Annotated in this window: 23 protein-coding genes; 19 read left to right on the forward strand and 4 right to left on the reverse strand. The window is 54.3% G+C overall.

Annotated features, from left to right (window positions below; all coding sequences use genetic code 11):
• Window positions 1-33 precede the first annotated feature (33 nt).
• From ORG26_RS02255 to ORG26_RS02275, 5 genes are all read left to right on the forward strand, one after another.
• Window positions 34-825, forward strand: coding sequence for a glycoside hydrolase family 25 protein (locus tag ORG26_RS02255; RefSeq protein WP_266366897.1), 792 nt, complete (start codon window positions 34-36; stop codon window positions 823-825).
• Between the two features lie 111 nt (window positions 826-936).
• A complete protein-coding gene (pgi, locus tag ORG26_RS02260) occupies window positions 937-2,586 on the forward strand; it encodes a glucose-6-phosphate isomerase (RefSeq protein WP_266366898.1) in 1,650 nt (549 codons plus the stop codon).
• Between the two features lie 118 nt (window positions 2,587-2,704).
• On the forward strand, window positions 2,705-3,640 hold the full coding sequence (locus ORG26_RS02265; protein ID WP_266366899.1) for a PorT family protein: 936 nt from the start codon (window positions 2,705-2,707) through the stop codon (window positions 3,638-3,640).
• Window positions 3,641-4,032: 392 nt separating this feature from the next.
• Complete coding sequence (locus ORG26_RS02270; protein ID WP_266366900.1) at window positions 4,033-5,064, forward strand: glycosyltransferase family 4 protein; 1,032 nt, start codon at window positions 4,033-4,035, stop codon at window positions 5,062-5,064.
• 9 nt (window positions 5,065-5,073) lie between these two features.
• Window positions 5,074-5,304, forward strand: a complete 231-nt coding sequence (locus ORG26_RS02275) for a hypothetical protein (protein ID WP_266366901.1) — start codon at window positions 5,074-5,076, stop codon at window positions 5,302-5,304.
• A gap of 100 nt (window positions 5,305-5,404) precedes the next feature.
• Here ORG26_RS02275 and ORG26_RS02280 read toward each other — a convergent pair whose 3' ends face one another.
• Window positions 5,405-6,118, reverse strand: a complete 714-nt coding sequence (locus ORG26_RS02280; RefSeq protein WP_266366902.1) for a YebC/PmpR family DNA-binding transcriptional regulator — start codon at window positions 6,116-6,118, stop codon at window positions 5,405-5,407.
• Between the two features lie 34 nt (window positions 6,119-6,152).
• A complete protein-coding gene (lysA, locus tag ORG26_RS02285; protein WP_266366903.1) occupies window positions 6,153-7,406 on the reverse strand; it encodes a diaminopimelate decarboxylase in 1,254 nt (417 codons plus the stop codon).
• 214 nt (window positions 7,407-7,620) lie between these two features.
• Here lysA and ORG26_RS02290 point away from each other — a divergent pair, with 214 nt between their 5' ends.
• From ORG26_RS02290 to ORG26_RS02345, 13 genes are all read left to right on the forward strand, one after another.
• A complete protein-coding gene (locus ORG26_RS02290) occupies window positions 7,621-8,169 on the forward strand; it encodes an RNA polymerase sigma factor (RefSeq protein ID WP_266366904.1) in 549 nt (182 codons plus the stop codon).
• Entirely contained in the window at window positions 8,166-9,026 is an 861-nt protein-coding gene (locus tag ORG26_RS02295; RefSeq protein WP_266366905.1) for an anti-sigma factor, read from the forward strand. Before ORG26_RS02290 ends, ORG26_RS02295 begins: the two co-directional genes overlap by 4 nt.
• Before the next feature lie 201 nt (window positions 9,027-9,227).
• The gene (gene msrB, locus ORG26_RS02300; RefSeq protein ID WP_266366906.1) at window positions 9,228-9,740 is read left to right on the forward strand and encodes a peptide-methionine (R)-S-oxide reductase MsrB; all 513 of its coding nucleotides are present in this window, start codon (window positions 9,228-9,230) and stop codon (window positions 9,738-9,740) included.
• A 195-nt stretch (window positions 9,741-9,935) separates the two neighbouring features.
• Window positions 9,936-12,506, forward strand: coding sequence for a penicillin-binding protein 1A (locus ORG26_RS02305; protein WP_266366907.1), 2,571 nt, complete (start codon window positions 9,936-9,938; stop codon window positions 12,504-12,506).
• A gap of 205 nt (window positions 12,507-12,711) precedes the next feature.
• Window positions 12,712-13,110 (forward strand): helix-turn-helix domain-containing protein, encoded by a 399-nt coding sequence (locus tag ORG26_RS02310; RefSeq protein ID WP_266366908.1) that lies wholly within the window; start codon window positions 12,712-12,714, stop codon window positions 13,108-13,110.
• Window positions 13,111-13,219: 109 nt separating this feature from the next.
• On the forward strand, window positions 13,220-14,677 hold the full coding sequence (locus ORG26_RS02315) for a glycosyltransferase (RefSeq protein ID WP_266366909.1): 1,458 nt from the start codon (window positions 13,220-13,222) through the stop codon (window positions 14,675-14,677).
• Window positions 14,658-16,304 (forward strand): vitamin K epoxide reductase family protein, encoded by a 1,647-nt coding sequence (locus ORG26_RS02320; RefSeq protein ID WP_266366910.1) that lies wholly within the window; start codon window positions 14,658-14,660, stop codon window positions 16,302-16,304. The genes ORG26_RS02315 and ORG26_RS02320 overlap by 20 nt, the downstream gene beginning before the upstream one ends.
• An 18-nt stretch (window positions 16,305-16,322) precedes the next feature.
• A complete protein-coding gene (locus ORG26_RS23625) occupies window positions 16,323-16,520 on the forward strand; it encodes a TIGR04149 family rSAM-modified RiPP (protein ID WP_407704808.1) in 198 nt (65 codons plus the stop codon).
• Between the two features lie 58 nt (window positions 16,521-16,578).
• Entirely contained in the window at window positions 16,579-17,925 is a 1,347-nt protein-coding gene (locus ORG26_RS02325) for a WG repeat-containing protein (protein WP_266366911.1), read from the forward strand.
• A 514-nt stretch (window positions 17,926-18,439) separates the two neighbouring features.
• Window positions 18,440-19,354: a glycosyltransferase family 2 protein gene (locus tag ORG26_RS02330; RefSeq protein ID WP_266366912.1), complete on the forward strand. Its 915-nt coding sequence runs from the start codon at window positions 18,440-18,442 to the stop codon at window positions 19,352-19,354.
• Complete coding sequence (locus ORG26_RS02335) at window positions 19,347-21,701, forward strand: peptidase domain-containing ABC transporter (RefSeq protein ID WP_266366913.1); 2,355 nt, start codon at window positions 19,347-19,349, stop codon at window positions 21,699-21,701. The genes ORG26_RS02330 and ORG26_RS02335 overlap by 8 nt, the downstream gene beginning before the upstream one ends.
• Before the next feature lie 8 nt (window positions 21,702-21,709).
• Entirely contained in the window at window positions 21,710-22,993 is a 1,284-nt protein-coding gene (locus ORG26_RS02340; protein WP_266366914.1) for an HlyD family secretion protein, read from the forward strand.
• Between the two features lie 182 nt (window positions 22,994-23,175).
• Entirely contained in the window at window positions 23,176-23,508 is a 333-nt protein-coding gene (locus tag ORG26_RS02345) for a hypothetical protein (RefSeq protein WP_266366915.1), read from the forward strand.
• A gap of 66 nt (window positions 23,509-23,574) precedes the next feature.
• On the opposite strand, the gene ORG26_RS02350 is transcribed toward ORG26_RS02345, so the two are convergent.
• Window positions 23,575-24,417 carry a c-type cytochrome gene (locus ORG26_RS02350; protein WP_266366916.1) on the reverse strand — a complete coding sequence of 281 codons (843 nt, stop codon included), beginning with the start codon at window positions 24,415-24,417 and terminating at the stop codon, window positions 23,575-23,577.
• A 146-nt stretch (window positions 24,418-24,563) separates the two neighbouring features.
• The gene (locus ORG26_RS02355) at window positions 24,564-25,280 is read right to left on the reverse strand and encodes an outer membrane beta-barrel protein (protein WP_266366917.1); all 717 of its coding nucleotides are present in this window, start codon (window positions 25,278-25,280) and stop codon (window positions 24,564-24,566) included.
• A 368-nt stretch (window positions 25,281-25,648) separates the two neighbouring features.
• On the opposite strand from ORG26_RS02355, the gene ORG26_RS02360 reads away from it, so the two are divergent.
• A complete protein-coding gene (locus ORG26_RS02360; RefSeq protein ID WP_266366918.1) occupies window positions 25,649-26,086 on the forward strand; it encodes a hypothetical protein in 438 nt (145 codons plus the stop codon).
• Window positions 26,087-26,407: the final 321 nt, after the last annotated feature.

Below are 26,407 nucleotides of genomic sequence, written 5' to 3' on the forward strand. Positions count from 1 at the left end.
ACTTACAACTGTTTTTCCTATTTTTGCCGCCGGATGAAGCGGATAGTTCTATTTTTATTTCGGAAACGAAAAACGCTGGTGCTGCCTTTGCTGGCGCTGGCCGTGCTGACGGGTTTGTGGCTGACGTTCCGGGAGGGACAGGAAGTGAAGGCGCAGTGGCGACTCATCGACCGCTTCGGCATTCGGGTGCCGCTCGACTACCGGATTCACGGCATCGACGTTTCGCACCACAACAAAAAGATTAACTGGGAAAAGGTCCAGGCCATGCGGGCGGAGGGCCTCGACGGACAGGATGTCCGACTTCAGTTTGTGTTTATCAAAGCCACCGAAGGCGCTACGCTGGTGGACCGCCACTTCAAACAGAACTGGCGGGAAGCCGGAAAAGTCGGCCTCAAACGGGGCGCTTACCATTTCTACCACCCCCGCCGCGACCCGGAAAAACAGGCGCGCAACTTCATCAAAACGGTTACCCTCGAATCCGGCGACTTTGCGCCCGTGCTCGATTTTGAGCTCGACCGGGGCATTCCGCACGACAAACTGATTGCTGACCTCAAAACCTGGCTGGACCTGGTGGAGGATGAATACGGCGTCAAACCCATTATTTATACCAACAGTCATTTTTATCGGATGTATATTGCCGGCCATCTGGACAACTATCCGCTTTGGATTGCTGATTACTCGCGTGAGCACCTCCGCGATTACCGGGAAAAACCCCTGTATTTCTGGCAGCATAACAAAGGCGGCGCCGTCAGCGGCATTCGCGGCCCGGTCGATTTCAATGTGTTCCTGTATGACTCAGCGAGAATGCAGGAAATCTGTTTATAATCGTGGACCGGGATTACACGGATTAACGGATTTACCACGATGCCTGTATAAAAGCCGAGCATCCTGGTAAATCTGTAAATCTGTGTAACCCCGGTTCAGAACCCCTGTTCTATGTTAACCAACTACTCCTTCACATCTCTCCCCGCCTACGCGCAGCTTCAGGAGCATTTTCAGCAGGTCAAAGACCGCCACCTGAAAGACCTTTTTACCGACAACCCGCAGCGGTTCGGGCAGTTCTCCCTTCGGTTTGAAGACATGCTGGTGGACTTTTCCAAAAACCGGGTGACGACCGAGACGATGCAGCTGCTCCGCGAGCTGGCCGGTCAGGCGGGCCTGCACGAAGCCATCGACAAGATGTTTACGGGCGACGCCATCAACGCCACCGAGAACCGGGCCGTGCTGCACGTAGCCCTCCGCAACCGCTCCGGCGAATCCATTACCGTCAACGGCCGGGACGTGATGCCGGACGTGGCCGAAGTGCTGGAAAAGATGAAAGGCTTCTCCGAACGCGTCATTTCCGGCGACTGGAAAGGCTACACGGGTCAGCCCATTACCGACATTGTCAACATCGGCATCGGCGGCTCGGACCTCGGCCCGGTGATGGTCACGGAGGCGCTCAAGCCCTACGCCACCCGCCTGAAGGTGCACTTTGTGTCGAACGTGGACGGCGTGCACATCTACGAAACCCTGCAGGGCGTCAATCCCGAAACGACGCTGTTCATGATTGCGTCCAAGACCTTCACGACGCAGGAAACCATGGCCAACGCCCATTCGGCCCGGCAGTGGTTCATCGAACATTCGGGCGACGAAAGCGCCGTCGCCAAACACTTTGTAGCCATTTCGACCAACCAGTCCGAAGTGGAGAAATTCGGCATCGACCCGGCCAACATGTTCGGTTTCTGGGACTGGGTCGGCGGACGGTATTCGCTCTGGTCGGCCATCGGCCTTTCCATTGCCTGCGCCGTGGGCTTCGACCACTTTGAAGAACTGCTGGCGGGCGCGCACGCGATGGACCAGCATTTCCGCCACACGCCTTTTGAGCAGAACATCCCGGTGACGCTGGCGCTGCTGGGCATCTGGTACAACAATTTCTTCGGCGCCGAGTCGCAGGCGATTCTGCCCTACGACCAGTACCTGCACCGGTTTGCGGCCTACTTCCAGCAGGGCGATATGGAAAGCAACGGGAAGTCGGCCGACCGCGACGGCAAGCCCGTGGAGTACCAGACCGGCCCGATCATCTGGGGCGAACCCGGCACCAACGGCCAGCACGCCTTTTACCAGCTGATTCACCAGGGCACCAAGCTGATTCCCTGCGATTTCATCGCCCCCGCCATCAGCCACCGGGCGATGGGCAACCACCACCAGCTGCTGCTTTCCAACTTCTTCGCCCAGACCGAAGCCCTGATGAACGGCAAAACCCGGTACGAGGTGGTGGAAGAATTCAAAAAAGCGGGCAAAACCGAAGCGGAGATCGACTTTCTGACGCCGTTCAAGGTCTTTTCCGGCAACCGGCCGACCAACTCGATCCTGGTCCGGCAGATCACGCCCCGTTCGCTGGGCAGCCTCATTGCCATGTATGAGCACAAGATTTTCACCCAGGGCGTCATCTGGAACATTTTCAGCTTCGACCAATGGGGCGTCGAGCTCGGCAAACAGCTGGCTAACCGCATCCTGCCCGAACTCGGCGGCGATGAAGCCGTAACCGGCCACGACAGCTCGACCAACGGGCTTATTAACGCCTACAAGGAAATGCGCCGTTAAGTCGGAGGACGAACCAATTTGTAAATCCGGCAAACATTCATGTTTGCCGCTGGTTATAGAGGGTGTATGAGCAATCATGCACCCTTTTTATTTGTCAAACTCAACAAACGTTATGAAAATGAAACGCAGTACATTGCTTGCGCTGTGCCTGATAGGATCGTGGAGCGCATTTGCCCAGACAAGCGGTTCGTCAACGACCTCGGATCAACCCCAAAGCACGAGCACGACCACGACGAACTCCACGTACTCGAACCAGAGCAACACGGGAACAACCACCGGCACTACTACCGGAACGACTGACCCGACCACAACCGGAACAACGGGCACGACCGGCACATCGACGGACATGAACAACTCAACGACCGGTACGGGCACGTATTCAACCACGCCTTCCAGCACCACCGGCACGTATTCGACCACGACTCCGTCGACCAGCACTGACAACGGCACCTACTCTACGTCTACAACCACGACGACTTCGACAGGTTACGGCCGGGAAGACCGGGCTATGGACAGACCTTACAAGGCGTTCACGGGCGGATTCTACGTCGGTGCCAACTCAACCCGCTACCGCGGTGAAGACGTGGACGGCGACAATCTGACGGGCCGTCTGGGTTATCAGATTGGGGTATTTGTACGGGGCGGCGGCCGAATTTACGGACAGATCGGGGCGGAGTATTTTGCTTCCAGCTCGAACTTCTTCCGTCCGGGCGATGGCTCTTCGCTGAACGACATCTCCGGCCGTATCGACACCAAATGGCTCCAGATTCCGGCCCTGATCGGCGTGAAGCTGGCGCAGTCAGACCGCGGCATCTCGGCCGTACGTCTGGGCGTCGGGGCTGAATACGCCAACCGGCTGAGCTCCAGCAACACGGTGGACATTGACGAAGGCGAAATCCGCAGCGGCGCGTTTCTGGGCCTGATCAACCTCGGCTTCGACATCGGCCCGGTCCTGATCGACTTCATGTATCACCACGGCTTCAACGACGCCATTCGTGGCTTCAACGACTCACAGCGCCGGTCGCTGGGGGTAAACGTAGGTCTTAAGTTCTAACATCCGGTGCCCGAAAGGTCGGTCAAGCCTTTTGCCGGATATTTCCAGAAGCGGCTCCCTGTTGATACAGGAGCCGCTTCTTTTGTTTGTTACCCCCGCCGATCCGGGCTCCATTATCAGACATTGTCCATACGATAAATGTTTCCGCCAATAGATTTCTCCTAACAAAAATATCAGGTTTTCACGCCCTATCTTTGTTTCGATATATAACAAATATGTATACTTGAACAGGTGAAGGAATACTTTGCCCTGGCATCCACATTTTCATTACTACCCCCATGCGCATTCTCTTCCTCAGTCCTGCGGCTGACCGTTCAGGGTCCGTTACCACGATTCTGAACTATATGCAGTATTCCCCTGGTGATAGGCATGAGTTTGGCTTCTTCAGCCGAATGAATGGTAAATTATCGATTGGCAAAGACGTACCTTCCTTCAAACAGTATTTCGGCAACTTTTCCTATCGGTTCCGGTACTCGATTTATGAGGCGGTTTACAAAAACGCTACCGGCAAAACGCTGCACGAGAAGGAACTGCTGAAAGCCCATGAGGAATTCAAGCCGGATATGTGGTACATCAATACCATCGTGATGCCGGAATATGCCCAGCTGGCCATCAAGCTCGGCGTCCCCTACGCGGTTCACGTCCACGAACTGCCGCAGGAATATGATTTTCAGCCGTATGAAGGGTTCCGCCAGATGCTCGACCACGCCATTGTCCGGCTCTGCGCCTCCGAAACGGTGGTCGAAAACCTCAACGATATGGGCTACGAAGCGGTGGTCATGCACGGGCTGATCAACGTGGAAGACATTCAGGTCAAACAGGACCGGGCCGAACTGCGCCGCAAACTCGGTATTCCGGAGAACGCTTTTGTGTGGCTGATGTCGGGCGCCTGGTCGCCCCGGAAAGGCTTCGATTACATGCCACAACTGCTCCGGCATCTGCCCCAGGATACTTATTTTGTGTGGATGGGTTCCGCCCGTAAAACGGCTTATACCTATTACGTCGAGCGCTACACCAAACAGTTCCGGCAGAACGTCATTTTCCTGACCGAACAGGCCGAGCATTATTACGACTACTTCAACTGCTGCGACGGGTTCGCCCTCACGTCCCGCGAAGATTCCTACCCGATTGTGATGCGGGAAGCGGCCGTGCTGGGCAAGCCCATTGTCGGCTTCAGTTCGGGAGGCATTACGGAGTTTGTCAAGCCGGGGATGGGCGAGGTCGTGGAAGGCTTCAACGTCCGGGAAATGGCGGCGGCCATGCAGCGGGTCATGACGGGCGAAACGCCGGTCAGCGAAACGGTCCTGCGCAACGCCATCACGCCCGACCTGATGCGGAAGCAGGGACAGCGCTGGTCTCAGGTCCTCGAAAAGGCCATGAACCGCACCCCGACCTCCGATCCGCTGCTGTCGGTCGCTCAATAGAAAATCGGAATGTGGTATTTTATTATCAGACAGGAAGACCTTTCCCAGCCCCAGTACGAAAAGTTGCAGAAGAAAGCAGCCCTGACGGAAGTGGAGGTTTTCAACGAACCGCACCCCAACCTCTACCTGTTCACGGTCGAGCAGTACGCCGCCTTTGTGGATGAGCTGGACCTGGAGGGCATACCGTACGACGTTGCCTCGGAAAGGCCGGAGCGGGAAGAGTTAAGAATTAAAAATTAAGAGTTAAGAGTTAAGAGTTAAGAGTTAAAAGTAGGCTCCGCTGCACCAGAACCCTGAATCAGCGGAGCCTACTTTTAACTCTTAACTCTTAATTTTTAACTCATTTCATATTGTGGTATACGTTCAGCACGTCTTCGTCTTCCTCGATTTTTTCGAGCAGTTTTTCCACGTCGGCGGCTTCTTCTTCGGATAATTCCTTGTAGTCGTTGGCAATCCGCTCAAATTCGGCCTGCCTGATGTCAAACTTCTTTTCTTCGAGGAATTTCTGGATGGCTCCAAAAGCGGTGAAGTCGCCGTAGATCACAATTTCGCCGGACTCTTCGTCCAGCATCAGTTCGTCGGCGCCGTAGTCGATCATTTCCAGCTCCAGTTCTTCCAGGTCAACGTCCGCCGCGGCAATCCGGAACACGCATTTCCGGTCGAACATGAAATCGAGCATGCCCGAGGTGCCGAGCGACCCGCCCAGTTTGTTGAAATAGCTGCGGATGTTGGCGACCGTCCGGTTGTGATTGTCGGTGGCCGTTTCGATCACCACCGCTACGCCGTGCGGGGCGTATCCTTCGTAGGTGATCTCCTTGTAATCCTCCTGCTCTTTGGATGAGGCTTTCTTGATGGCCCGTTCAACGTTTTCCTTGGGCATGTTGGCCGCCTTCGCGTTCTGGATGATTGCCCGCAGACGCCCGTTGGATTCGGGGTCCGGCCCGCCGCTTTTCACGGCCAGAGCAATGTCTTTTCCAATTTTGGTGAAGGTCTTCGCCATCATGCCCCACCGTTTGAATTTCCTGGCTTTACGGTATTCAAATGCGCGTCCCATGGTTGTGTGTATTAGGCTGAAAAGGGTGTCAGCCCTATTTGACAATAATTTCTTCTTCAAACTCCATCGGCACCAGCGTCGAGAGCAGATCCTCGAACGTTTCGCGGCGACGGATCAGGTGGGCCTGGCCTTCGTAGACCAGCACTTCGGCCGGACGGACCCGGGCGTTGTAGTTCGAACTCATGCTGAAGCCGTAGGCCCCGGCATTTTTCAGCGCCAGCACGTCGCCGGGCCGCACTTCGCCCAGCAGCCGGTCGGTGCCGAAGGTGTCCGTCTCGCAGATGTAGCCGACGACCGTGTAGGTCTGGGGCGTCCCCAACGGGTTCGACACGTTCACGATGTCGTGGTAGGCGTCGTACATCATCGGCCGGATAAGGTGATTCAGGCCGGAGTCCACGCCGACGAAGGTCCGGGTCGGGTTTTCCTTCACGACGTTGACCGGCACCAGCAGCACGCCGCTTTCGCTGACCAGAAATTTACCCGGTTCGAACCAGAGTTCCAGCGGGCGGCCGTAGCGGTCGCAGAAATCCCGGAAAGCGGCGGACACCTGCCGACCGAGTTCTTCCACATCCGTCACGTAGTCGCCTTCGCGGTAAGCGACCTTGAAGCCGCTGCCGAAATCCAGGAAACGCAGGTCCGGGTAATCCGCAGCCAGGTCAAACAGCACCTCGGCTCCTTTCAGGAACGCTCCGGCGCTTTTGAAATCCGACCCGGTATGGATATGCAGCCCCACGACGGGGATGCCGTATTTCTGCACCACGGCCCGCATCTCGGCCCGCTGTTCGATGGAGATGCCGAACTTCGAATCGGCATGACCGGTCGAAATTTTGATGTTGCCTCCTTCGGAGATGTGCGGATTGACGCGGATGCAGACCGGAATCTGGCTGCCGTACTGCTGGCCCAGCCATTCGAGCAGGGGCAGGCTGTCGGCGTTGATTTGCAGTCCGGCTTCGATGGCTTCGCGGATTTCGTCCGTCGAATTCACGCTCGGCGTAAACATCATCTGGCCCGGCTCGAAACCCGCCAGCAGGCCCAGCCGTGCTTCGTTGAACGACACCACGTCCAGTTCGACGCCCCGGCTCCGCATCAGTTTCAGAATCGCCACGTTGGTCAGTGCCTTTGCGGCGTATTTTATCTTCAGGTTGACCCCGGCAAAAGCAGACCGGAGCAGACCGATTTTTTCCACAATCTTTTCGGCGTCGTACACGTACAACGGCAGGCCGAATTCCTCGGCTATCGACAGGACATCCACGCCCTGAATCTGATAGCGGTTATCAATCAACTGCATGTAAGGGAGAATAAGTCTCTTGAGGGTGCAAATATACAAGTTTTTAGGGCAAGTTTTCGTCCGGAAAATGCCAGAAGTGAACCGCTGCCAAAACAGTAGGTGCATTAATGCCGTTTTGGCGTTACAATTACTATAAATGATTTATCTTGCCGTCAAACTGCTGTTTTTTATCCCAATAGCCGTTTTTCAGTTTTATCTTACCTGGTAGAAAACGTTGAAACATTCCTATCCTCCACTCTCCGAAGAACGCCTGGTCGAGCAGCTCAGGCAACGGAACGAGCAGGCATTTCATCAGCTATACGACCAGTACAGTCCGGCCCTCTACGGAGTCGTCTGCCGGATTGTGCGTGAAGAAGAGATCGCCCGCGACGTCCTGCAGGACGCGTTTGTCAAGATCTGGCGTAATATCGGTTCCTACGATGCTTCAAAAGGCCGCCTCTTCACCTGGCTGCTGAATATTGCCCGGAATACGGCCATCGATTCGCTTCGTACCTCCCATCCGGCAGAGTCAATCCAAAACGGGGATAATGTCGTATATACAATTGACCGACAAGTGCATACTACCCAGCCGAATCCGGACCATATGGATGTGTCGGATAAGGTCGGTCAGCTGAAGCCCGAACGGCAGGAACTCATTGATCTGGTGTATTTTAAAGGCTATACCCATGAAGAAGCAGCAGACCTGCTCGGCCTGCCTCTTGGGACCGTCAAAACCCGTGTACGAGCCGCTTTGCAGGATTTGAAAAAGATATTCAAGCGATGAACATTCAGGAATACATAGAGTCCGGTATTCTGGAAGCGTATGTGCTCGGAACCGTCAGCCCGCAGGAGAAACGCGAGGTGGAATGCCTTTCCGGCATCTACCCCGAAATCCAGCAGGAACTCGACGACCTCTCCGTGGCTATGGAGCAGTACGCCCTGACCCTGCGCCGCGACCCGCCCGCCGTTATTAAGGAAAACTTGCTCAAACAACTGGACTTTCAGACTCCTCAGGAAGACAAGGCCGTGCCAGTAGTGGCCGCTTCCGAGGGAATGGAAGCTGAAGCCGAAACGCCCGTCCGTCCGCTCTGGGGGCCCAACTCCCGACCCACTTACCGTTTCAGCTGGGTCGTGGCAGCATCCACGGGACTGGCACTGCTGTTTTTCTCGCTCTACCTCCTGTCTCAGTTAAGAGACAGCCAGCAAACCGTTTCAGAATTAAGAAGCAGTAACGAAACCCTGCAACAGGACTTCCGCCGCGTTCAGGTTCAGCAGCAGCGGTCCGAACAGACGCTCGCCCTAGTCCGGCGGCCCGGAACCCGGCTCATCCGGCTGGACCCCGTGGCCCAGGACCAGGCCAAAGCCGTGACGCTTTTCTGGAATCCGCAGTCCGGGGAAGTGCAGCTGGAAGTCGATTCACTGGTGCGCCCGCCCGAGTTCATGCAATACCAGCTCTGGGCGATTGTGGACGGCAAACCGGTCGATGCGGGCGTATTCGAAATTGACGACTGGCAGCACCTGGTCCGGACGCAGAAGGCGTTCCCCCGCGCCGACGCCTTTGCAATCACCGTCGAGAAGCGCGGCGGCAGCCCCACCCCGACCATGAGCACGATGGTGGTCCTGGGAAAAACAAACGCATGAGGGCTGGTTCAGGATTTATTGTGAAGCGTTTGGGGTTAATAGGGTAGGGTCAATAGTTGATAGTTTAGGGTTTATAGTTTAGGGTTGCGCTGCCTCAATGAGAAGTTTGTAAAGAGGCAGCGCAACTATAAACCCTAAACCATAAACTCTAAACTAGTTACCCCAAACCCTCAACCTTACACCGCAAAACAACTCATACACATGAAAACAAAAAACTGGTTAACCGCTTTTCTGGTTACGTTTGTGGTGCTCATTGGCGCCCTCGTCTGGGCCAACGACGCCGGCCTTAACAGAACCGACCGACCGCAGGACGACCCGCCCGGCAAGTGGAAAGTCAGCAAGACCAACGCCGAGTGGAAGAGGCTCCTGACGCCCGAGCAGTATTACATTCTGCGCGAAAAAGGCACCGAACGGGCCTTTACCAGCCCGCTGAACAAGAACAAGGAAAAAGGTGCCTACCATTGCGCCGCCTGTAAAACGCCGCTTTTTGCCTCCGACACCAAGTTTGAATCGGGAACGGGCTGGCCGAGCTTTTACACCTACATTGGAAAAAATGTGGTGAAGGACCGAGACGAATCGCTGGGTATGGTCCGCGACGAGGTCCTGTGCGGCACCTGCGGCGGCCACCTCGGTCACGTGTTCGACGATGGCCCCAAGCCCACCGGCCTGCGGTACTGCATCAACGGGGCGGCGCTGGAGTTTGTCAAAAAATAGTCGTAAGTGGTAAGTGATTAGTCGAAAGTCGTAAGTCGTAAGGGCTGCCCCTCAATCCCGGTCTTGCGGAGCCCTTACGACTTACAACACTTACGACTACTTTTCCCGTACTATTTCCCAACGAAAAACCGTTATATTTGGCGACCTGTCGAAAAACCGGCGGGTCGTTTTTTTGTAACAGACACAACAGTACGCATGAGTCAAATGGGGGAATGGCTTCGGGCCTTCCGGCGTGGAATTGGGGCAGTTTTCGGACGAGTGGGCGGTGCGCTTTTCACCGTCTTTTACCGCCTTGCTACCGCCATTGTCGGAAAGGAACGGGCTGATTCGTGGATTGGCGGCTACCGCTCCTCCCGGCAACGGGTTCGGGGTCGTCTTATTGGTAAATTTGATACCCAGTCACCGTATTTCAAGCCCATCTGGAAACTCTGGAAGGCTACCGTTTACTTCTTTCTTGCCTTTGCCTTTTACATCTTCTGCATTGAGACCAATTTCCTGTATCTGAGCGGAGGTATGCCGAGCGTGGAAGATCTGCAAAACCCTAAAGTAGCGCAGTCTTCGGAGATTTACTCTTACGACAAAGTCCTGATTGGCAAGTTCTTCACCGAGAACCGGACGCCCGTTGAATACAAGGACCTGCCGCCGCACCTGATCAACGCGCTGGTCGCTACGGAAGACATCCGGTTCTACAAACACTCGGGCATCGACACCCGGAGCATCGGGCGGGCGGTGTTCGGCATTCTGACCGGCAACCGCGAAGGCGGCGGCAGTACCATCACCCAGCAGCTGGCCAAGAACCTCTTCAAAACCCGCCGTAAGGAATCACGGGGGCTGCTGTACAGTGTTCCGATTGTCCGGCCGATTATTTACAAGACAAAGGAATGGCTGACGGCCATCAAGCTCGAACGGAATTTCACGAAAGAGGAAATCCTGACGATGTATTTCAACACCGTCGATTTCGGCAGCAACGCCTACGGCATCAAAACGGCCGCCAGCACCTATTTCAGCAAATCGACCGACAGCCTCAGCATCCAGGAAGCCGCCGTGCTGGTGGGTCTGCAAAAGGCCACCACGACCTACAACCCGCTCATCAAGCGGAATTTTGAGAAGTCCGTAAACCGGCGGAACGTCGTGATCGGGCAGATGGCCAAATATGGCTTTCTGACCGCCGGCCAGGCCGATTCCATCAAGGCCCTGCCGCTCAAAACCCGCTTCAAACCCGACAATCCGTACTCGGGTCCGGCCAACTATTTCAAGAATGCCGTCGTCGATTTTGTCAAGGAATGGGGCGAGAAAAACGGCTACGACCTCTACACCGACGGGCTGAAAGTCTACACCACCATCGACTCCCGCATGCAGAATTATGCCGAAGAAGCGACCGCCGAAAAGATGAAGCAGCTGCAGCGGACCTTCGACAACCACTGGCGGGATCAGCAACCGTGGCGGGACGAAGACGGCAAGGTGATCGAAAACTTCATCGAAAAAGTGGCCCAGCGGACCGAACGTTACAAGTCGCTGGTCGCCAAATTCCCGAACCAGCCGGACTCGGTGAAGTATTACATGGAAGAGAAGAAAAACAAGGTGCCGGTGTTTTCGTGGAAAAACGGCGTGGACACCCTCCTGCTCTCTCCGATGGATTCCATCCGGTATTACAAACGCTTCCTGCAGGCGGGCATGGTGGCGATGGACCCGCATACGGGCTTCATCCGGGCGTGGGTCGGCGGGCTGGATTACAACTTCTTCCAGTACGACCACGTCAAGCAGGGCAAACGCCAGCCGGGTTCCACCTTCAAGCCGTTCGTCTACACCACGGTCATCAACGACTCGACCATCAACATGGGCCCCTGTGATCGGGTTCGGGATGAGCCATTCCGGGCCGAGTACGTCGAAAACGGGGAAGAGAAAGTCTGGGAGCCGAAAAACTCGGTCGGTTACTTTTCGTATTCCAACCTGACGCTGCGCCGGGCGCTGGCCCGGTCAATCAACTCGGTCACGGCCCACCTGACCAACGAGGTTGCTACGCCGCAGAAGGTCGTGGCGACGGCCCACGCAATGGGCATCAAGAGTTCGCTGGCGGCGGTGCCGTCCATCGGGCTGGGTTCGTCGGACGTGTCGCTGTACGAAATGGTGGCGGCCTACTGCACCTTTGCCAACAACGGCGTATATACCGAACCGCTGCTGGTGACCCGCATCGAGGACCGCAATGGGAAGGTGATCGAAGAATTTGTGCCCGAGCGCAAACAGGCCATCAAGGAAGAAACGGCCTTTCTGATGCTGCACATGCTGAAAGGCGGCCTGCAGGAACCGGGCGGAACGTCGCAGAACCTGTGGTCGTTCGACCTGTTTGCCAAAAACAACGAAGTCGGCGGCAAAACGGGCACGACTTCCAACAACTCCGACGGCTGGTTTATCGGCGTCACCCGCGACCTCGTAGTCGGGGCCTGGGTAGGCGGCGACGACCGCAGCATCCACTTCCGCTCCACCGATCTCGGCGAAGGGGCCAAAACGGCGCTGCCGCTGGTCGGGCGTTTTCTGGAAAAAGTATACGACGACAAATCCGTCGGGCTTTACCAGGGGCCGTTCCCCAAACCGGGTATTACCATCACGAAAGACTACATGAACTGCGGCGGCGGGTACGACGAAGAGGAAGGCAATGACGACGAGTCCGATTCGACCGACGTTGACAGCCCCGCGTCCGACTCGCTGGACATTGAGGCGCCGCCCACCCTGCCCGCCGAGGCACCGGACACGACCGGGACGAGGTAGGAGGTATGAGGTGGCTTCGCCGGTCACGGTGCTGCCTGGCGAAGCCACCTCATACCTCATCCCTATTCTTGCCGTTCACTCAAAAGTGTGGTGATTTCGCGCAGGATTTTGGTCATTTCACGCGGGGAGCCATTGCTTGTATACCCAAATGCTGATACATTTCTCATTTGGTATCGACCGGTATAGAAGCAATTCCCTGCCACCCATGCTACTTAGTCAGACCCTGCGGCAACTCCGGCTGAAGAGTAAACTATCTCAGGAAATTATCTCCGAACGGCTTGGTATTTCGCAAAGTACCTATTGTAACTGGGAAAGTGGTAAATCCCTGCCTAATGCCCGTTCTCTTTCCCAATTGGCACAGCTCTTTGGTGTGCCCGTGACCGAGTTGATTCCCGGCGACCTGCAGGAGAAACTTCAAACCGATTCGTCACCCAAAAGTGAGGCTACTTATACCGCCCAGCAACTGTATCAGGCCCTCACCGACTCACAACAGGCGCAAATACTCTTGCTACAGCAGCGCGTGCAGCAGCTCGAAGCCGAGAACGAAGCCCTGCGTCGGGAGTTGAACAGGCAAGCCCCCAAAACTGATAACGATTGTCAATAACGTGACGAATTATCATTTTATTGATTGAAATTATCATTTTTTCGATTGGAGCCTACATAAAAAGCTTTCACCTTTGGTTCGTACTCCTTAACCAAAACGAACCCTTTGTATGGCGGGCTTTTTCGGGACGCTTCCCCAGGATAACGCAGCGGCGGTACTGGACACAAGTCGTGTCCAGCCGACGGAAAAGCCCGTAGTGCTTATCTTACCCGCCTCCATTCGTAGCCATGTCCTGCCGTCGCTATTTCTGGCCGATCAGCTGGCACAACAGTATGACGTGGTTTATGCCGTTACCAACGATATAATCGCCGACATCGTCACGCAAAATGGCTACCGGGTCGTGCGGAACTCCGAATGGCGGGTAGGCTACCATCAGGAAAGCGGCTTTCTGGCAAGCCGGAAACAGAAACTCACTTATCGCCGTCTGCTGAAAGCCTACCGCAGCAGTGAGGTGTATGCGTTCCGGCAACGGGAGTTATACGCCCTGATCGACCAGCTAAAGCCCGTTTCTGTTCTTATTGACTTGTTTACGTGTACCGACTTTTGGGTCATGCACCCTCGCCGGGCTGAATTTTCGTTGTTGTTCTTTAACCCTATGCCCTCTACATATCGGGTAGCCGGGTTTCCGGCAGTCTCGGAAGGCATTTGGCCGACTTCGCCGGTTTGGACACCACCCAAAACGTCCTGTCATAAAACCTTAGCGGATTGGCTGCGGCACCCTAAAGCGGCTCTGCTACGGCATACGGTAGTAAGGCAACAGAAACACCTTCAGCAACTTGCCCAAAGCCTTCCCGATTTTCCAGTAGCTCCTGATGGCACCGTCACGCTGCTGCTTGCCAACGTGCCGGAAATTTTGCTGGCACCAATAGCATTTGAATTTTCGCCACAAATCCGTAAGCCGAATCAGCACTACCTGGGGTTGTGTATGCGTGAACATCGGCAGGATACCGAACTCGATCCGGCCTTTGCCGCCGCATGGCCGCAAATCAAAAGCGGCCTAAGCAAAGGACAACGGCTGATTTATTGCAGTTTTGGCACGTTTTATCAAGGTCCCGACCGCACGCTGCTGACCTTTATCGAAAGCCTGCTGGAGGTGGTCAGTAGCCTTGAAAACGTTCAGTTGGTTTGTTCCGTCAATCACCTGGTCATCCAGACCGTCCGGGCGTGGCACCGGCAACCCGGTAATGTCTGGTTTTTCAGCCGGGTGCCGCAGTTGCAGGTATTACAGCAGGCCGATATCTTCATTACCCACGGCGGCTTTGGCTCTATTAAAGAAAGCATTTACTACGAAGTGCCGATGCTGGTTTACCCCCTCGACCCGCATTACGACCAACCCGGCAACGCCCTGAAAGTAGCGCATCATGGCCTGGGATTGCGGGGCGTTTTTCATACCGAAGGCACCATTCAATTACGCGACAAATTACAACGCCTGTTGGATGATAAAGCCTTCAAGGCGCGGTTACGACAGTTCAAAAATGACATCGAAACCTCCCATAACGACGTTGAAATAACCCAGACCCTAAACTCACTCTTACTCCTTGCCCATCATGAAGCTAACGCCCGCTGAAAAAAACGCCTACGATGCGCTGGTCTATCTGATTGAGGCCGTTAAGCTACCCATAACGGCGGCCTCGGTCAAAGAGCAGTTATACCTGCACCCTGATTTCCCGTCGCTGCTGGCGATGAGCGATGTGCTGACCGAGTGGAACGTCCCCAATCTGGCAACGCGGGTGTATAGTGAACAACTTACCGAGATACCGCTACCGGCTATGGCCTATCTGGAGGTGAACGGCGGCTATTTTGCCCCTATTCGGAAAGCAACGGCCGAGCGGGTAGAATGGCTCGACACCAACCGGGGCTGGCAAACCGAAAGCCTGGCCGACTTTTCGCGCAAGTGGAACCACGTGGTTTTGCTGATGGAACCGAACGAAGCCTCGGGCGAAGCGGCTTACTTGCAGAAAAAGAAGGAACAGCTTATGGCTAACGCCCGGATGCCGGTTGTGATGGGTGGCCTGCTTCTGTGCCTGTGGTGCGTTAGCTCGCTGGCCCTGCCGCAAACGTTTTTCAATGACTGGACCCTTCCGGCACTGCTTGCGGCCAAAGTGATCGGCATCGTCGTAACAACCCTGTTACTGTGGTATACCATCGACACTGACAACAACCTGCTCCGCAGTCTTTGCAGCCTCGATAACCGAACCGACTGCAACAGCGTACTGACCTCTGAAGCAGCTAAACTTTGGGGTTGGCTGGGTTGGTCCGAAATAGGATTTACTTACTTTTCGGGCACCTCCCTCGCGCTCCTGATTGGGCAGGGTACAGCCCTTCCTTCTGTGCTGGCGTGGCTGTTGGTGCTTAACGCGCTGGCCCTGCCCTACACCGTCTATTCCATTTATTATCAATATGCTGTAGCCAAATACTGGTGTACGCTTTGTGTAGCCGTGCAGGCTTTGTTGTGGGTAGAGTTTGCGTTGGGTCTAACATACTGGCAGATGGCAACGCTGGCGGTTAGCTCAGAACTAATTGCGGTATTTGCCCTTTCGTTTACGCTTCCAATTGTGCTATGGACCTGGATGAAAAAGCCCCTGCAGGAGGCCGCCAGGGTGTTTCCGCTCCGCCGGGAGTTGCAGCGGGCCAAGTTTAACCCCGACTATGTCGAAAGTCTCTTTGCCCGACAACCGCAAATGCCGCCTGTTTTTGAAGAGATGCGGGTTATAAACATAGGTAATCCAACCGCCGCGCATGTCCTGACCGTGGTAACCAACCCGCTTTGCGGCCCCTGCCGACGTTTGCATCCTGATCTGGAAGCCTTAATGAGCCGTACCGATGCCGTAAGCTGTCAGCTTGTATTTATCGGCTCCCCGGCTTCTGTGCCTATAACGCAAAAGTTGCTAACCCTTTCCCCAGAAGAAGCCGAACGAGCTATGCATCTCTGGTACAACGGCCGCTTCCGGGATGCACAAGAGTGGAGCAAGGTTATCACCACCTCAGCTGCGTACGGCGACGCCACAGCTCAACTACAACTCCACGCCCGCTGGTGCGAGCTAGCGCAGGTAACTGGAACGCCCACAATCTATTTAAACGGACGGCAACTGCCGCTTTCGTACACGCTCAACGATATGGAAATCCTATGCCGCATTCTTCCGGCACCGACTAAACCTACGGAATTGGCCAATTCATATAAATCAATTGTTTAACATTTAACATCTAAAACTATGTTGTCAAGATTTTCGAATGCGGCTCTGACAAGGTCAGAAATGAAAAATGTGAGGGGGGGTGCTTATTATCGTTGCTGGTGTAATGGTGCAATGTCGACGAAGTTTGAATCTACTAGTCAGAGTACGGCTACTACTTACTGCAGCAACCCAAAAAATACAGGTGGCCGTGAACCGTGTACTGCCTCCAAAGCATAATTAACTGAGAGCCTAAGCGTAGCACTACGCTTAGGCTCTGCTATAAAACTTTACTACCATGCTCAGTATAACCTTAAATTTACTACTACTTTTATCTGTATCTGAGCCAGACTCTTCCTGGCGTAAACAGTATGATATAATTACGCCGACAGAAGATTTATTTGTCGTTAAGCGGTACTATAATGATACAATAAATCCAGTCAGGATTGAGCGTAAGTGGAAAGCAGGCATTGTCAACAGGCAAGGGCATGTAATTGTTCCACTTATGTATGATGATATTAGCCGTTTTAGTGAAGGATTAGCTGAAGTAGTGATAGGAGGGTATTGTACGAGTTGCTGGGACAGACGCGAGTGTAAATCTTTTGCACTTGAAGGAGAACATGGCTTCATTAATACAAAAGGAGAAACATCAATTCCACTTAAATATAAAGCGGTTGGTGAGTTTCAAGAAGGTGTGGCTTGGGTGATTTCAGAAGATGAAAAATTCGTATTTATCAACAAGATGAATCGAATAGTCTTTCCCTATCGATATCTTGCAGCACAAGGCTTTGAAGGGGGCTTAGCAAGAGTTGATATTAATCCAAATAAAAATGATTATGATGGAAATAATTTTGATAATTATATTGATCATACAGGAAAACTACTAATACCTGCTCGCTATCAATTTATAGAGGTCTTTCAAAAGGGCGAGTTGAGAATGTACAGTAGGCAAGGCAGATATGGATTCTTGGACACAAATGGAAAGGAAATCGTCCCCCCCATATATTCTTTCGTATCCATGAATAAGCAGACGGATTGGCAGGGTTTGCGGATGGTTGGCCAACAAGGCAAATACGGTTATATACGAAAAAGTAACGGGTCGGTAGTAATTCCAATACAATATGATTCAATAGTAATAGCAGGCAAAAACCGTATTTGGGTTAAAAAAGATACAATATGGGGGGCAGTTGACGCAACAAATAGAATCCGGATTCCCTTTGCTTATTCCAAAGCTCAACCATTTTACCATCAATTAGCTTGTGTTTCAGTAAACGGAAAATGGGGTTATGTAGACACAAACGGAATATTGCGGATACGGGCTGTGTATGATCAGGCACAATATTTCAATGAAGGGCTTGGGGTTATTAAAAAAGGTAATAAGTGGGGGTTTGTTGATAGAACTGGGAAGGAGGTTATAAAGCCAATATATGATTATGCAGGTTTTTTTAATTCCGGAAAAGCCCCGGCGAGGTGGAAATTTTTAAGTGTAACCCTTGATCAGCAAGGCAACTGGCAGACTTGGAGAATTACAACTCAAGGAAAACAATTTATACTGATTGGACTACTAATTATTCTCATCATAGCTTATATTTATAACAGGTTGGTAAAACAAAAGCAAGCGGTTAAAGTAAAGATTAAGAATTGACAGATTGTTTGAAGGCTAACTGTATTGGAGCAGTCAAGATCTTCTTCATTGCTTGATTAGAACATTTACCAGTCTACCTGAAATCAATTCAGTGAAACTATTCTACATTCATCTAAAGCCTAATTTGAAAAAAATATCCCTTGACTGCCTTATAATAGGTTATTGACTTGTTAAAAATACCAGAATCAGGTGCAAAAATAGGTACTAACTTCTTTAAAAGGAAGTTTGTTTAATACAGTTTAATGCTTCATTATATGTAATTTTATATTTTAATTCATAATCTTTGAAATGCTTAATTATTTTTAAATATATCATATAATAAATAGCATAAATGGTGAATATAAATTTGAGGTATACCTATCTAACCTGGCTCAATCAAAGTCAAAAAGCTTGGCAATTGTACTGGAATCGTATTCTCCATAACAGAGCACGAATTAAATGCATAAATTCCATAAAACCGTTCCATAGCCACCCTATATCAAATCAAGTATCGGAAATTCGCCTCTTTGCTCTTATGCGTAACGAGTCTTTGCGATTACCGTATTTTTTGAGTCATTATTCTAATTTAGGCGTAGATCGTTTTATTCTCATCGACAACAATTCTACAGACGGTTCAGCCAAATTAGCCTCATCTTATTCAAACGTACACGTATTTCAGACAAGTGACAGTTACAAAAACCATTGGTATTGGATGGAATATCTGTTGGAGAAATACGGCAAAAATCATTGGTGTGTCGTCGTAGATATTGATGAACTCTTGTCCTTTCCTCACGAGGATACAATTCGGCTTCCCGAACTCTGCTCTTTCCTGGAAAGTTCCGGTTATACGGCCATGCGTGCCCTACTGCTTGATATGTATTCGGATAAACCGGTTAAAAATGCACTCTATGAGCCGGGCAGTAACCCTTTGGCAACTACACCTTTTTTTGATACGTTTCACTATGAAGTCATCTTTCCCTACTTCGACCGAAAACGGTGGCAAACGTTTTCTTCTACGCATTATACGGGCGGCATGCGCGAACGGGTGTTTGGCATCAGTTCGCCGATTACTTCCCTCAATAAGTATCCGTTGTTTAAGAATACCCGCGACACCTATCTGGGTCAGGGGATGCACGCCATCAATGGAGCTGTAGTAAGTGACGTTCAGGGCGTTGTCTTTCACACGAAATTCCTGCATGATTTTGTGCAGGAGGCAGCGGAAGAAAGCGTTCGGGAAGAGCATTTTAACAAGGCCGCCTACTATAAAGATTTTAATCGAAAACTCTCCGAAGAGCCGGATTTATGCCTGGCGAATACTCAATCTGTACGCTATAAAGATTGGCAGCAACTCGTAGCATTAGGACTCATGAAAACCTCTTCCACGTTCGATGCGTATGCTTTGTTGCGAAAAAAAGATAAGCGTATTCAACACCCTGAAAGTCATGCCTAACTTTCCCCACTACCGCCAACTCGACCAAATGGATTGCGGCCCCACCTGCCTGCGCATGGTGGCCAAACACTACGGGCGGGCGTTTACGGCCCAGTCCCTGCGGGAGAAGGCGCAGATTGGGAAAGACGGCGTGTCGCTGCTCGGCATCGCCGAAGCCGCCGAGGCCATTGGCTTCCGCACCATCGGGGCTAAAATTCCTTTTGCCAAGCTTGCCGCCGAAGCTCCGCTACCCTGCATTGTTCACTGGCGACAAAATCACTTTGTGGTCGTTTACGGCATCAAACAACCCGCTCCCTGGATGACTGTCATCCGGGGCGGACGCAAAGTCCCTTCCCTGGAGGCCGTACCCGCCGAGACGTTCACCCAAGACCGTCAGGAAAATAATTACCCCGCGCCCCGCCTGAAAACGAGCACAACCGGCAACCGCCGCGGCACGGTTTACGTGGCCGACCCCAGCGGCGGGCTGCTTACCTACACGGCCGAGGAGTTCTGCGCGGGCTGGCTGGCATCCGGTCAAAATGGCCAGGAAGAAGGCGTGGTGCTGCTGCTGGAACCCACCCCGGCGTTCTACGAAACAGAGGAAGATTCCGCCGCGCCGGTTACCTACGGCTTCGGGCAGGTGCTGCGTTACCTCTGGCAACACCGCCATCTGCTGGTTCAACTGGTGCTGGGAATGGCCGTGGGCAGCGGTCTGCAGCTGTTGTTTCCGTTTCTGACCCAGTCGGTAGTCGATGTGGGCATCAACACCCAAAACCTGCCTTTTGTGTACCTGGTGCTGGCGGCTCAGCTCGCCCTAATGGCCGGGCGGCTGTCCATCGAATTTATCCGAAGCTGGATTCTGCTCCACATCAGCACCCGTATCAACCTCAGCATTCTGTCCGATTTCCTGGCCAAGCTCATGCGCCTGCCGGTGTCATTTTTCGATACCAAGCAGTTCGGCGACATCATGCAGCGTATCGGCGACCACCATCGCATTGAGTCGTTTCTGACCGGCCAAACCCTGTCCGTGCTGTTCTCGCTGCTCAACCTGCTGATTTTCGGCGTGGTGCTGGCCTCTTACAACCTGACTATCTTCGGGATTTTCGGCGCGGCGAGTCTGCTCTACGTGGGCTGGGTGATGCTGTTCCTGCGGCAGCGGCGCAAGCTGGATTACAAGCGGTTCGACGCGGCGGCCAAAAACCAGAGCAGTCTGGTGCAGCTCATCCAGGGAATGCAGGAAATCAAGCTAGCCGGAGCCGAGCGGCCCATGCGCTGGGGCTGGGAACGGATTCAGGCCCGGCTGTTCCGGTTGCAGATGCGCGGGCTGGCGCTGGGACAGATTCAACAGGGCGGGGCGTTCGCCATCAATGAAGGGAAGAATATTCTAATTACGTTTCTGGCGGCGCAGGCCGTCATGCAGGGAAACCTCACATTGGGGGGCATGCTGGCGGTGCAGTACATCCTGGGGCAGTTGAACAGCCCGGTGGAGCAGTTGATTGGCTTTACGCAGGCGTTGCAGGACGCCAAAATCAGCCTCGAACGCCTGGCCGAAATTCACTCCCTGCCCGACGAAGAACCGGCCCACCACCCCCGCCTCACCGAACTGCCCGACCAAAAAGGCCTGCGGCTCGAAAAGGTATCGTTTACATATCCCGGCGCGGGCAACGAACCCGTGTTGAACGATATTACGCTCGACATCCCGGTCGGGCGCACCACGGCCATTGTGGGCAGCAGCGGCAGCGGCAAAACGACCCTGCTTAAACTGCTATTGCGGTTTTACGAGCCGGGGCAGGGCAACATACGCCTAGGCGAGGGAGCCTTGTCCAACCTGAACCACGCCTTCTGGCGGTCGCAATGCGGCGTGGTGATGCAGGACGGGTTTCTGTTCTCTGATACGCTGGCCCGCAATATTGCCATGGGCGTGGAACGCGTCGATTTGCGTCTGCTCGAACATGCCGTTCGGGTGGCCAATTTGCGGGAGTTTATCGACACCCTGCCGCTGGGCTACCACACCAAACTGGGGGCCGAAGGCAACGGCATCAGCCAGGGGCAACGGCAACGAATTCTTATCGCACGGGCCGTCTACAAAGACCCGCAGTTTATTTTCTTCGACGAAGCTACCAACGCGCTGGATGCCAACAACGAGGCCGTTATCATGCAGAATTTAGAAGAGTTTTTTCGCGGCCACCACGGACGTGGCCGGACGGTCGTAGTGGTCGCTCACCGCTTAAGCACCGTGTGTAATGCCGATCAAATCGCCGTGCTCAACCGGGGCCGCCTGACCGAATTGGGTTCCCATGCCGACCTGACCGCCCGCCGGGGCGAGTACTGGCAGTTGGTAAAAAATCAGTTGGAATTAGGAATGTAAAACTGACCATGACCCCTACCCTGCCCGAACTCCGCTCCGAAGAAGTCCACGAAATTCTGAGCCGCCCGCCCGCCTGGCCCCTACGCTGGGGCATCACGATGGTGTTTGCGGTGGTGGCGCTGCTGTTTACGGCGGCCTGGGTCATTCGCTACCCCGACCTGGTAAAGTCGTCGTTTCGGCTGACTTCCGTCAACGCGCCCAAGCCGGTGCTGGCCCGGTCGGAAGGGCGGCTAGTGCGGCTTTTTGCTCGCGAACGCTTGGACGTTCAGGCCGGAACGGGGCTGGCCTGGCTCGAAAACACCGCCGACCACGCGCAGCTACTTCGGTTGGAAAAAGTGTTAATCAACCTCCAACGTACCACGCGCCGGGGCAATCTGGAACCGCTGCGGCACCTGAACCTGACAACCTTCCACAGCTTAGGCGAGGTGCAGGCGGCCTTTCAGACGTTCGAGAAAACCCATATCGAACTCCAAGCTTATCTGTCCAATGGGTTCTACGCCCGCAAGCGGACGCTGCTGCAGCAGGAAATCCGGGACTTGCAGGCCTTAGCCCAAAACCTCCGCGAACAGCAAGCCATTCAGGCGCAGGATATGCGGCTGGCGCAGGAAGACTTCGATATTCAGCAAAGTCTGGCCCGGCAGAAAGTGATTGCACCGCTGGACCTGAAGCGCGAAGAAAGCAAAAATCTTTCGCGCAAGCTTCCTTACCAACAAACGCTTTCGGCGCTGATTAACAACGAAACCGCCCAGCGCGCTAAGCAAAAGGAAATTCTGGAACTGGACAAACTGGTCGACGAACAACGGGCGGCGTTCATACAGGCCTTGCACACGCTCCAAAGCACCGTCGAAAGCTGGAAGGCTCGCTACGTCGTAACGGCTCCGATGGCTGGCCGGGTGCATTTTTCGGTTTTGCTGCAAGAAGGGCATCCGGTCCGAAACGGCGAGGAACTGTTTTACATCGCACCCAACAGCACTGCGTATTATGGTGAGCTGCGCGTTCCGCAGGTGAACTTTGGAAAAGTAAAAATTGGTCAGCAGGTACTGGTGAAGTTTGCCGGGTATCCTTACGCCGAGTTTGGAGCCGTGCGCGGTCGGATTACCGCCATTGCGGAAGTACCACTCAAGGACAGTGTTTTTCTGGCGAAAGTGGCCCTTCCAAACGGCCTGGAGACAACCTTTCATCGCCGGATCCCGTTCAAAACCGGCCTTTCGGCCACGGCCGAGATTCAAACGGATAATAGTCGGCTGTTGGAAAAGTTAGCTTATCAACTACGGGAAGTGCTGACGCGGTGACGGTTCGCTTTTTTCGGGAAAACGGTTGTCTACCAAAACACTACCCGTCCAATATAGTTTTACACCTACACCCGTTGTATTGGCAGTGCCCCGATGGCTTACCGGATTCCCGGTAGGCCGGGAAGGTATTTCCGTTACAGGCATCCGGGCCACCGATTGCTCAACCAAATCAGGATAACGTTATGAACCCGGCGAACAATCCCCTGTTACATCCGCTGAAAGGAACTCCATCCGGCATGGACAATGATCCGAATGCTGACGAGGAGATTATCGACCAGACTACACCCCGGCCCAGTCAGGAGGAAACCGACCTGACTCCGGCAGACGGCACGGGCCGGATTCCGTCCCAGGTGGCGCCGGACCCGACCGACGACGACGATCTTGGCAGCAAGATTGCCTACGCGCTCGACGGTTCCGAGTCAACGCCCCTTGGCGAACCGACCGTTGGAAAAGTGACCCACAGTGGGATGACCGGCGCGTCGCTCCAGGATGAAGAAGCGAACGCCCGGGATTAATCCCGAACACGATCCGTACCCAGGGGGCAGGCTTCGCAAAGTCTGCCCCTTTTCGGTTAATGCCCCTTAGCCTTTCGGAATTTTGACCCGGGCAGGCGTCAGGGTTTGCAGATAGTCGTAGATAGCTCCGGCCTCCCGCTCGGTCAGGGTAACGTGCGGCATCATGGGGTACCGAAGCGGCTTGCCGTCGTGCCCCACGCCCCACCTCACCGCCCGGACAAAAGTTTCCCGCGTATAGGCCCGACCGATTCCCGTTTCCCGGTCCGGTGTCAGATTGGACGAGTAGACTGGCTTGCCATTTTCGCCAATCAGCCGGGTGCCTCCGCCATAATACCCTTTGGAACGGGACGGCTCCAGCGGATTCAGCCGGGTAAGGCCCGCCGAGTGACAGTTGAAGCAGCCCACCATGCCGTCGGCAACGTACCGGCCGAAGGCCACCGAATCGGTGCTGTCGGGCACCAGAATCACTTTTTGGGGCATGGGCAGCGGCCTGAACATTTTTTTAGCTATCAGTTTCACGGGCAGACTGTACCGCGACCGGGGAGCGGGCTGTTCACTGGCCTGAACCGGGAACGCATCCGAACGCAGCCAGGCAACGATGGAACGCAAATCCTCGTCGGCCATCAGCGGAAAACGCGGCATAGCCGGGGCAAGGGAGCCGTTCGGGCGGCGACCGGTGCGCAGGAACCGGAGCAGATCGCTGTCGGACCAGGCACCGATGCCCGTTGTGGGATGCTGGGTGATGTTGCTCGAATAAATCTTCCCGAACGCTTTAGGAACATCCGTCATGCGCTTGCCCGTCAGGCGGTTCTGGTTGTCGGCATGACAGCTTACACAGAGAAACTGGGCAATTTTCTCGCCGCGCAGCACCCGCTGGGGCGTTCGCTCAACCGTTTCCTCCTGATTCATTACGTTTGGGGCAGAATGTTGTCGAAGGCCGGGCGCCTTGTCGGCCAGCGTCTGCGCCTCAACTGTCCCGGTCTGAAAGAGCAATCCGCCAAATAGAATGGTAATAAAGCGTGTTGTGAACATCTTGCTGAAAATGAATAGCTCGACTACAATCCAAAGCCGACGGTCAACTGCCACAAACCGGTACGATTGAAGGCGCTGCCGTCGTTGGCGGGCGACTTGGTGATGATCCCCGCGAGGCCGTTCAGATCGCTTTCGTGCCGCAGGTCGAGCTGCATACCACTGATGGTCAGCCCGATACCGGCCTGATAACCCCAGAGGGCTTTATCCACCGTCTGGCGGAACGACTGGGAAGTATAGGTTCTGAGGGTTTCTTTCAGACTGCCGCTCTCTGTCACCCGCAGCGAGGCCATCGGTCCGGCGTTCAGGCGGAGCGGACCCAGACGCAGCCCCAGCAGCAGCGGAATGTCGATGGTGGAAAAGCGCACGTTGACCGACTGCGTTTCCAGCCCCTGCCGGACGAGGTTGAACTTGCCGCCTTTGGCCGAAAACAGGATTTCCGGCTGGAGATACAGCTTTCGGCCGAACCGGGCGTAGATGCCGCCTACGATGCCCGTCGTCCGGGAGTCGTTTTTCTGGAAAAAATCGTACACGATGCTGCCCCCCGACATCACCGGCAGGCCGTCGGCAGTCAGCCGGGGCGTGGAAAATTCCAGCGTATTGAGCTGGGAAAAGTTGGCCCCGACCTTCAGCCCCATTTGAAAGTTCTTGCCCGACTGAGCCTGTACCGGAGTCAGTGCCGTTGTCAGAAACCCGGTAAGCAGTCCGGCGGTGGTGAATAAGTTTCGTAAGAAAGGATGCATGGGTGATTGGCGAAGAGTGACGTGATTTTTTGTCAAAACTAGCCGCCCGCTTCCCGGTCCGAAACGCTTTCCCGGCTGAAACGCCCGGTCGAAGGGGTGAACTGCACCGGACCGGGTATGAACTGTAGGGCCACCGCCGGTTCCGGAGTGCTGCGTCCATCACCAGCCAGATAAGCCCCACAACGCATCGCTTTCGGCGCTTGGCCATTCCATTTCAAACCCCGAATCGTACAGTTGAGGCTTTATTCCTGCGGCTTTGCACAGGATCAGCTTCGCGGACCGGCGGCCTTGCTCCACCTTTGCATCATCGGAACGCACTTCCGGACAGAACTTTCCTCTTGATAACCATACCAATTCAATCAAAAGCCATGAAAAACTTTTTCATTTCCCGTCGCACCGTGTTGCTGGCTCTGCTGACAGCCGCTTCGTTTACCGCCTGTAAGAAAGAAACCGAACCGGCTGCTCCCGACAAGGCCACGCAGGTGGCGGGCAACTACACCTACACGGAACTGACGATGGGCGGCAAAACGTACCCGGCCAGCCAGACCAACATCAAAGGCAGCATCGAAGTGACCAAACACACGGCTTCGACGGTCAACATGGATTTTAACATCCGGGCCAAAGCCGACAACAGCGAATTTCTGGTCGGCAACGTGGGCGATGTAGAACTGACCGATGCCGGCGGCGGAGCCATCGGCCTGCGCGTGGACAGCGACGAAGTGGGCCAGGTAAAAGGCGACAAAATGACGATCAAAGGCGAAGACGAGGACGGCACCGCGTTCACGATCATCGCGACGAAGAACTAAGCATTCCAAAACCACATCCACACAAATCAGGCTGGCCTGTCGGGGTTAGGCGGACAACGATCCGACCTGCCCCGACGGGCCTTTTTTTGTTGCGCCAAACCCGCTTTCGCCGGGTTTCCGGGACCGGCCAGCCGGTCTTTTTGCTTTGGTCGGGTCGCTCTCCGAAAGTCTCCGGCCCGGCAGGCGGCCCGTACAATCAAACCCCGCCCTTGCGCAATTCACCCCGCCCATTTGGCATCTCACCGAAATCCCCTCGGTTTCCCGGCCGTCGCCCGCCACTTTTGTCCCATCGAACAACACACCTCAGTAAACAACATCCTC

The sequence above is a fragment of the Tellurirhabdus rosea genome (genome assembly GCF_026278345.1).
Classification (GTDB): Bacteria; Bacteroidota; Bacteroidia; order Cytophagales; family Spirosomataceae; genus Tellurirhabdus; species Tellurirhabdus rosea.